The organism is Devosia sp. (assembly GCF_034675085.1).
Lineage (GTDB): Bacteria > Pseudomonadota > Alphaproteobacteria > Rhizobiales > Devosiaceae > Devosia.
Genome location: NZ_JAUCDN010000152.1, coordinates 1 through 8,065, shown reverse-complemented (window position 1 = coordinate 8,065; position 8,065 = coordinate 1). Strand labels below are relative to the sequence as shown.

Sequence of the window (8,065 nt, the reverse complement as noted above, 5' to 3'; positions counted from 1 at the left end):
TATTTTTCCGGCACCAAGATCGGCTGGCTGCTCGACCATGTGAAGGGCGCGCGCAAGCGGGCGGAAAAGGGCGAGCTGGCCTTCGGCACGGTGGACAGTTTCCTCATCTGGCGGCTGACCGGGGGCAAGGTTCACGCCACCGACGCCACCAATGCCGGGCGCACGCTGCTGTTCGATATCGGCGCCAATGACTGGGACAAGGACCTCTTGGAGCTGTTCGGCGTGCCGGAGGCGCTGCTGCCCGAGGTTAAGGACTGCGCCGACGATTTCGGGGTGACCGATCCGGCGCTGTTCGGCGCCGCCATTCCCATTCTCGGGGTGGCCGGGGACCAGCATGCGGCCACTATCGGGCAGGCCTGCTTTGCGCCGGGCATGCTCAAATCCACCTATGGCACCGGGTGCTTCGCCCTGCTCAATACCGGCAAGGACCGGGTGGCCTCCAAAAACCGGCTGCTGACCACCATCGCCTATCGGCTGGATGGGGAAACCATTTATGCGCTGGAGGGCTCGATCTTCATCGCCGGGGCGGCGGTGCAATGGATCCGCGACGGGCTCAAGCTGGTCAAGCAGGCCAGCGAGACCGGGCCCCTGGCGCAATCGGCCGATCCCAGCCAGAATGTCTATATGGTGCCGGCCTTTGTCGGGCTGGGCGCGCCCTGGTGGGACGCACAGGCGCGCGGCGCCATCTATGGGCTGACGCGCAATACCGGCCCGGCGGAAATCGCCCGGGCGGCGCTGGAGGCGGTGTGCTACCAGACGCGCGACCTGCTGGAAGCCATGCACAAGGACTGGAAGGGCGGCGGGGACACGGTGCTGCGCGTCGATGGCGGCATGGTGGCCTCGGACTGGACCATGCAGTTCCTCGCCGACATCCTGGACGCGCCGGTGGACCGGCCGGTGATCCTGGAAACCACGGCGCTGGGCGCGGCGTGGCTCGCCGGCTCGAAGGCCGGCGTATGGCCGGGCATGACCGAATTCGCCGCCGGCTGGGCGCGCGACAAACGCTTCGAGCCCGCCATGGCGCCGGCGGAACGCAAGCGCAAGGTCAAGGGCTGGGACGCGGCGGTGCGGCGCACGCTGAGCGTGTGAGGATGACGTCGGCGGGGTGGGACGGCCGGGGGCCTAACCCATCCAGGCCTGGAAGCTGCCGCCGGCGATGAGCGCCCAATAATAGCGGCCATTGGAGGCGCGGGCGGCGGCGAGGCCGAATTCGACGAAACGGTGGCTGAGCAGGGTCGAGCGATGGCCGGGCGAGGCCAGCCAGCCTTCGATGGCGCCCGGCAGGCTGGTATAGCCCTTGGCGACATTTTCGCCCACGGCGCCCAGATAGCCGGCGGCGGTGACGCGCTGGCGCAGGGTGACGCCCAGATCGTGGCTCATGGTGTTCTTCTGCGCCATCAGGCGCGCCTGCGCGCGGGCGGCCTCCTCCAGGCGGGTATTATAGGCCCAGGCGGGCGCACCATTGGCGGCGCGGGTCATGTTGATGGCGCGCAGGATTTCCTCATCGGTGAGGGCCTCGGGGGCGTTGGCGGGCTTGGGCAGCACCGGCACGGTGGTGGCGCAGGCCGACAACGCTCCGGCAGCGCCCAGAACCAGGAAGCCACGGCGCGACAGGCTGGCGGGCATGAAACGATCCTTCATGGGGGTCACGCCTGGTCGTAGGCGCTGAGCAGATGCGGCAGGCAGGCGAGCTGGGTGGTGATGGCCCTGCCCTCGGCCAGCTCCCAGGAGGCGGAAAGCGCCGCATGGGCGGCGGCCCAGCCCAGGATGCGCTTGCGCGCATAGCCCAGGCGCTGGGCGAAGATATCGGCGCGGGCGGCGATGCGGCGCGGATCGGCGGCGATGTGCGCGCCGCGCTCGGGATTGAGAAAGACATTGGCCAGTTCATAGGCCGGATCGCCCATCAGCCCCTTGGGATCGATGGCCAGCCAGCCGCGATCGGAGCTGAGAATATTGTCGTGGTGCAGATCGCCATGCAGGGCAATATTGGCGCTGGGGCGGTCGAAGAGCTTGAGGGCAATGCCGCTGGCGCGGGCATAAAGATCGCGCGCGGTGTGGGGCCAGGCGCGCACATCGGTGTCGAACAGGGTCTGGAAGCGCTGGCGCAGGGGCTGGAGATCCTCGGGCGTCTCGGCACGGGGGCGGTGGAGAGCGGCGACAACGCCGGCAATGGCGATGGCGCCCTCGTCGTCATGCCCGGCGCGGACGGGCTCGCCCAGCGTGCCGCCATCGAGCCATTCCATGAAGATGGTATCGCCATGGGTATCGAAGACGGTGGCGGCCCCTTCCCCGCCATACCAGGCCAGAAGCGCGGCACCGCGCCGCTCATCGGCGGCGCGCTCGGGCTTCAAGATCTTGAGGGCGGCGGAGTTGCGGCCATTCTGGTCGACGCGGAAAATCCAGCTCGTCGCGGTTTCGGCCACGGGCGTGGAGCGGGTCAGCGACCAGCGGATCATGGCGCGGCTGAGCGCGGTTTCGACAGGAGACTGATTCATGACCGACATTAGAGCAGAAGCCGAAGACGGTTTCGATACCAACGCACCTGCCCGCAAAAGGTGATGAAATGGTGGCGGTAACCATTTGGTAAGCCTGTCTGTTGGCATGGGTGCAACCGTAAGACAAGAATAGGCTGGGGGCGCAAGGCTTCGTTACCCTTGGCAGCGCAGGCTGGAAGCGGATGGAACCGGAGGAAACGGGGAGGCGCCGGGAATGACGCATCAACCCTATGACGGACACAGGATAACGAGGCCGGAGCCGGGCTGGGCCCGGCAGGCGATGAACGGCATTGGCGGGCTGATCGCCCTGCTGATCACCGGCGTGGTGATCCTGCTGCTGGTGCTGTGGAAGTCGCCCTGAGGGGGCAAGCGGAGCGTTATTGGAACGCTCGCACGGAAGTTTCGGCTCTTTTCTTCCCTCCCCCTTACGGGGCTTCGAGCCATTCCTTCAGGGCAAATCGCCCCAGTGGGGCGATTTGAGGCGAGAAGGCCATGAGAGCTATGCTCGAATGGCTGGATCAGGGGTGGGGGGCGTTTAGCCCGAATATCGGGGCTCTCGACACCCTCCAGCCACATGCCCAGCGCCACGCCCTGGGGCGTTTAGCCCGAATATCGGGGCTCTCGACACCACCGATAGCGGCGTCCCGGTCTATCGCTTCGGGGCGTTTTGCCCGAATATCGGGGCTCTCGACACCCCCTCCTAACCTCCCCGTCAAGGGGGAGGCACCGCCCGGCGGGTGCGGCGCTATCGTGCCACAACCCATATGCGATAGCCCTGCCCGCAAGGGGGAGGGGGCGATAGACGGAAGCCACACTCAGCCGATGCGATAGGCGTCCTTGGCGGCCTGGTAGCTCAGATGCCTGGCGATATCGCGGGCGCTGGCGCGGGTGAGGCGGTTTTCGCCCACCCAACTGGCCAGGAACCCGCAGACCTCGCGCCGCCAGACGTCGTGGCGGGCCGGAATGGAGAGCAGCGCGCGGGTGTCGTCGTTGAAGCCGGCGAGATTGTAGAAGCCGGCCGATTCCACCACCTGGTCGAGATAGCGGCGGATGCCCTGCGGACTGTCGTGGAACCACCAGGGCGGGCCGATCATCAGGCTGGGCCAATAGCCGGCCATGGGCGCCAGTTCGCGCGCATAGGTGGTTTCGTCGAGCACGAACATGATGAGGCGCAGATTGGGCTCGTTGCCGCACTTCGACAGCAGCGCGCGCAACCCGCCGACATAATCGGTGGGGCCGGGAATATCGGCGCCCAGATCGGGGCCGCGCTCGGCGAACAGCAGCGGATCGGTATTGCGGCGCGAGCCGGCATGCATCTGCATGACCATGCCGTCTTCCACCGAGAGCAGGGCCATCTCGGTCATCATCTGGGCGCGGAACAGCTCGGCGTCATTGGCGTCGTGCCGGCCGGCGAGGATCTTATCGAGCAGGGCCTGCTTTTCGGGGGCCGACAGATCGGCGGTGTTGGCGGTGGGCACGCCGTGATCGGTGGCGACGGCGCCGAAACGGCGGAAATATTCGCGCCGGTTGCGGTGGGCGTTGATGAGGCCATCCCAATTGGAAATGTCCTCGCCGGTGATCTCGCCGAATTTGTGCAGGTTCTCGACGATGGCGGGACGGCTGGGATCGGTGACGTCATCGGGGCGATAGGTGGTGCGCACCCGGCCGATGAAACCATTCCCGGCCATCTTCTGGTGATGGGCGAGAGGATCGAGGGCGAATTCGGTGGTGGCGATGGTTTCCACCCGCGCCCGGTCGAGCAGGGCATGGGGAAGCAGCGCCGGCGTGGCGAGGGCCGCATCGATGGTGTCGTAAATGGCGTCGGCGGTTTGCGAGGAAAGCTCCTCGGTGATGCCGAAGGCCCAATGGAGGGAATGGTCGATCCAGGTTTTCGACGGGGTGCCGGCAAAGAGATGGTAGTTGGCGGCAAACAGCCGCCAGGCCGCCCTGCCCCCGGCGACCTTCTTGCCATCCTTGCGCGGCACACCCAGCTCGTCATAGCTCAGGCCCCGGCTGCGCAGCATGCGCAGCACGTAGTGATCGGGGGTGAGGAACAGCGCCGCCGGATCGGAGAAGCGGGTATTGTCGGCGAACCAGGACGGATCGGTATGCCCGTGCGGGCAGATCAGCGGCAGGTCGGCCACTTCGGCGTAAAGCTCGCGCGCAATGGACTGGGCGGGCGCCGAAGCGGGAAAAAGACGGTCGGGGTGCAGGTGTGTCATGGCACTTTCATGCCATGAAGACGGGCGCGGATCAATCATCTTCCATACAAGATAGGCTTGAATGGCATTTGAGATAAGTTAACCGCGTCGAGAGGATGGCGTTCGCCAATTCCGCCGCTGGGGTTAGCCTCGGGCATCGAGGGCAGAAAGAGCCACAGGGCCACGCCCCATCCCCGTTTCCGGCCGCGGCGGCCGGACCAGTGGAGGGCCATGCGATGACCAATATCGATTCCCGACCAACCCGGCCCATGCTGGCCATGATGCGCCGGAGCGCGCGCGGCGGCGGCCATTTGCAACACGCCCAGACAATGCTGGCGGCGGCGGGGCTGGCGGCCCTGACCATCGTGGCGGTGGCGGCGGCGATGATGATGTCGCTGGGATAATTTCTTCGCCGCAGGGCGTCGCCCCTAAAAGCCATGGTCCCCTTTTGGCGCAAAGCGCGTTAGATTGCGGCGGGGACGAGGGGCGCCGATGCGAATCCTGCTGGTTGAAGACAATGAGGACCTTGGCGAGGCGATCGAAAAGCGCCTGCGCAGCGCCGGCCATTCGGTGGAATGGGTGCGCGACGGCAATGACGTGGTGCCGGCGGCGGAAGCGGAGAGCTTCGACGCGGTGACGCTGGACCTGATGCTGCCCAACCGGGACGGCATCGGGCTGATCGCCGAATTGCGGCGGCGCAAGTTCAACGTCCCGATCCTGGTGATTACGGCGCGCTCGGAAATCGACGACAAGGTGAGCCTGCTCGATCTGGGCGCCGACGACTATCTGGTCAAGCCGTTCGACCTGCGCGAACTCGATGCACGGCTGCGGGCGCTGATAAGGCGCACCGGCGGGCAGACCAGCAGCCTGCTCAGCGCGGGCAATCTGGAGCTGGACATTACCGGGCTCAATGCCAGCGTGGGCGGGGTGTCGCTGGAGCTGGGCAAGCGCGAATTCCGCCTGCTGGAAATCCTGGTCACCCATGCCGGCAAGGTGGTGCCCAAGGAAAGGCTGATGAACCAGCTGTTCAATTTCGACGAGGCGGTGTCGATCAACGCGCTGGAACTGCATATCTCGCGGCTGCGCAAGAAACTGGAAAGCGCCGATATCGCCATCGGCACGGTGCGCGGGGTGGGCTATGTGCTGCGCGTGCCCAATGGGTGAAAAGCCCTATCGCCCCGCAGCCCCCCTCCCCAGCCCTCCCCACAAGGGGGAGGGTGCAGATCGTGCCTGCGGATACGACCATGGCGGGTAAATCCTTTTCCATCCGCCGGCGCATCCTGGTGCTGGCGCTGGCGCTGCTGCTGATGGCGGCGGTGGTGTTGATCGTCTTCATCCGCGACTATGCCGAGCGGGCAGCGGACCGGGCGTTCGACCGGCTGCTGGCCGCCTCGGCGCTGTCCATCGCCGGGGCGGTGCAGGTAGAGGACGACACGGTGATCGTGGAGCTGCCGCTAGCCTCCTTCGCCATGTTTTCCGGGCGCGACCGGGTGTTCTACGCGGTGGAGGATTCCAATGGCCGGGCGGTGACCGGCTATGAGGATCTGTCGGCGGGGCTGGAGGAGATGCGCGCGGCGGGGCCGGTCTTTGCCGATGCGGTCTATCGCGGGGAAACGGTGCGGGTGGCGAGCGTGGGGCGGCTGACCTCGTCGGGCGACGATGCGCGCTGGGTGAGCATCCATGTGGCCGAGACGCAGAACGAGCGCGAGGCGCTGAGCGCGGAAATCCTGGGCAATGCCATCGTGCCGGTGGTGGCGCTGACGCTGCTGGCGGTGGCGCTGGTGTGGTTCGGCATCGGGCGCATGTTCGCGCCCCTGGTGCAATTGGAGCAGGAATTGCGCGGGCGGGCGCCGGACGATCTGTCGCCCATAACGGTGCCGGTGCCGCAGGAGGTGAGCCATCTGGTGAGCGGGCTCAACGCCTTCATGGCGCGGCTGGGCAGCGCCATGGAGCGGGTGACGGGGCTGGTGGCGGAAGCCGCCCATGAAGTGCGCACGCCGCTGGCCTCATTGCGGGCGCAGGCGGAAGTGGCCATGGACGAGCAGGACCCCGAAGCGCTGCGCCGGCGGGTGGGACGCATCCACCAGGGGGCGGTGCAGGCAAGCCAGCTGGTGACCCAGCTTCTGATGGAAGCGACCATCTCCCACCGGCTGGAAAACCAGGAGACCGACACCACCACTTTCGGCACCGTGGTGGAAGAGGTGCGCCAGCGGCTCGACCCCGGCCAGGCCCGGCGCATCGTCATGGCGCTGCCCAAGGACGTGGCCGCGGCCGCGATCCGCGGCGACAGGCTGGCGCTGCGCGAAATGGTGCGCAATGTGGTGGACAATGCGCTGATCTATTCGGAGGGCGCGGTGGAAATCGGCGGGACGGTGCAGGAGGGCCTGCTGACCATGCGCGTCAGCGACCGGGGGCCAGGAATCGCCGAGGCGGAAAAACCGCTGGTGCTGGAGCGGTTCAAGCGGGGATCGGCGGGGGGCGGCAAGGCCGGATCGGGGCTGGGCCTGTCTATCGTCAAGCGCGTGGCCGAGGCGCATCGGGGGGCCCTGCGCCTGATGGACCGGCAGGGGGGCGGGCTGAGCGTGGAAATCGAGCTGCCGCTGGTAGGGCGCAATGCGCGGCTCGAACAGATGCGCAAGGCGCTGGGGAGCCTGGCGGCCCTGGTTGTGTGCTTGCTGCTGGTGCAGCCGCAGCAGGCGCAGGCGCGAACCAGCCATTACCCGGCGCTCGATGGCAGCGACGCCTTGGTGCTGACCATTGTGGGCACCACCGATACGCCGCTTTTCGACCAGTTCATCGCCGGCTTCCAGGGGGTGCATCGCGATATCAGCATCGTCTATGAGGAAACCGACACGCGGCCGCTCTATGAGCAATATAGGGCCGGAACCATGGCGCCCCATCCCGACCTGCTGGTCAGCTCGGCCTCGGACCTGATGGTGAAGCTGGCCAATGACGGGTACGCCATGGCCTATGACAGTCCCTTTCTCGGCGAGCTGCCGGACTGGGCGCATTGGCGCAACGAGGTGTTCGGCTTCACCTTCGAGCCGGCCGTCATCATCTACAATCCCGACCGCATCGCGCCCGACGCGGTGCCGCGCACCCACCTGACGCTGGCCGAAATGCTCGAACATGAGGGCGAGCGCTTTTCCGGCATCATCGCCACCTATGACATCGCCCTTTCGGGCGTGGGCTATCTGCTGGCGGCGCAGGACCAGACGATCTCGTCCAATTTCTGGCGGCTGGCCGCCGCCTTCGGGCGTGTGGGGGCGGTGTTTTCGGGATCGAGCCCGGCCATCCTCAACGGGGTGGCCGATGGCACGCTGGCGCTGGGCTACAATGTGCTGGGCTCCTATGCCTTCGCCCGCAAGG

Annotated in this window: 8 protein-coding genes; 5 read left to right on the top strand and 3 right to left on the bottom strand. The window is 66.8% G+C overall.

Annotated features, from left to right (window positions below):
- A partial coding sequence (locus VDP82_RS10785) for a glycerol kinase GlpK (RefSeq protein ID WP_323014852.1) occupies positions 1-1,089 on the top strand: 1,089 nt, incomplete at its 5' end.
- Between the two features lie 33 nt (positions 1,090-1,122).
- Here VDP82_RS10785 and VDP82_RS10780 read toward each other — a convergent pair.
- Together VDP82_RS10780 and VDP82_RS10775 are read right to left on the bottom strand one after the other, a co-directional pair.
- Positions 1,123-1,641 carry a CAP domain-containing protein gene (locus VDP82_RS10780; protein WP_323014851.1) on the bottom strand — a complete coding sequence of 173 codons (519 nt, stop codon included), beginning with the start codon at positions 1,639-1,641 and terminating at the stop codon, positions 1,123-1,125.
- Positions 1,642-1,646: 5 nt separating this feature from the next.
- Complete coding sequence (locus VDP82_RS10775; RefSeq protein WP_323014850.1) at positions 1,647-2,495, bottom strand: aminoglycoside phosphotransferase family protein; 849 nt, start codon at positions 2,493-2,495, stop codon at positions 1,647-1,649.
- A gap of 214 nt (positions 2,496-2,709) precedes the next feature.
- On the opposite strand from VDP82_RS10775, the gene VDP82_RS10770 reads away from it, so the two are divergent.
- Positions 2,710-2,856 carry a hypothetical protein gene (locus VDP82_RS10770; RefSeq protein WP_323014849.1) on the top strand — a complete coding sequence of 49 codons (147 nt, stop codon included), beginning with the start codon at positions 2,710-2,712 and terminating at the stop codon, positions 2,854-2,856.
- Between the two features lie 454 nt (positions 2,857-3,310).
- Here VDP82_RS10770 and uxaC read toward each other — a convergent pair whose 3' ends face one another.
- Positions 3,311-4,717, bottom strand: coding sequence for a glucuronate isomerase (gene uxaC, locus VDP82_RS10765; RefSeq protein ID WP_323014848.1), 1,407 nt, complete (start codon positions 4,715-4,717; stop codon positions 3,311-3,313).
- A gap of 215 nt (positions 4,718-4,932) precedes the next feature.
- Here uxaC and VDP82_RS10760 point away from each other — a divergent pair, with 215 nt between their 5' ends.
- The 3 genes from VDP82_RS10760 to VDP82_RS10750 form a co-directional block, all read left to right on the top strand.
- Positions 4,933-5,100, top strand: coding sequence for a hypothetical protein (locus VDP82_RS10760; protein WP_323014847.1), 168 nt, complete (start codon positions 4,933-4,935; stop codon positions 5,098-5,100).
- An 88-nt stretch (positions 5,101-5,188) separates the two neighbouring features.
- Positions 5,189-5,860 (top strand): response regulator transcription factor, encoded by a 672-nt coding sequence (locus VDP82_RS10755; protein ID WP_323014846.1) that lies wholly within the window; start codon positions 5,189-5,191, stop codon positions 5,858-5,860.
- A gap of 80 nt (positions 5,861-5,940) precedes the next feature.
- Positions 5,941-8,065, top strand: a 2,125-nt coding sequence (locus tag VDP82_RS10750) for a sensor histidine kinase N-terminal domain-containing protein (protein ID WP_323014845.1), incomplete at its 3' end; no start/stop codon positions are given.

What these genes read in the sequence shown, in the direction of transcription:
- VDP82_RS10780 (WP_323014851.1), bottom strand. Translation starts at nt 1,641, where the DNA reads ATGAAGGATCGTTTCATGCCCGCCAGCCTGTCGCGCCGTGGCTTCCTG.
- VDP82_RS10775 (WP_323014850.1), bottom strand. Translation starts at nt 2,495, where the DNA reads ATGAATCAGTCTCCTGTCGAAACCGCGCTCAGCCGCGCCATGATCCGC.
- VDP82_RS10770 (WP_323014849.1), top strand. Translation starts at nt 2,710, where the DNA reads ATGACGCATCAACCCTATGACGGACACAGGATAACGAGGCCGGAGCCG.
- uxaC (WP_323014848.1), bottom strand. Translation starts at nt 4,717, where the DNA reads ATGACACACCTGCACCCCGACCGTCTTTTTCCCGCTTCGGCGCCCGCC.
- VDP82_RS10760 (WP_323014847.1), top strand. Translation starts at nt 4,933, where the DNA reads ATGACCAATATCGATTCCCGACCAACCCGGCCCATGCTGGCCATGATG.
- VDP82_RS10755 (WP_323014846.1), top strand. Translation starts at nt 5,189, where the DNA reads ATGCGAATCCTGCTGGTTGAAGACAATGAGGACCTTGGCGAGGCGATC.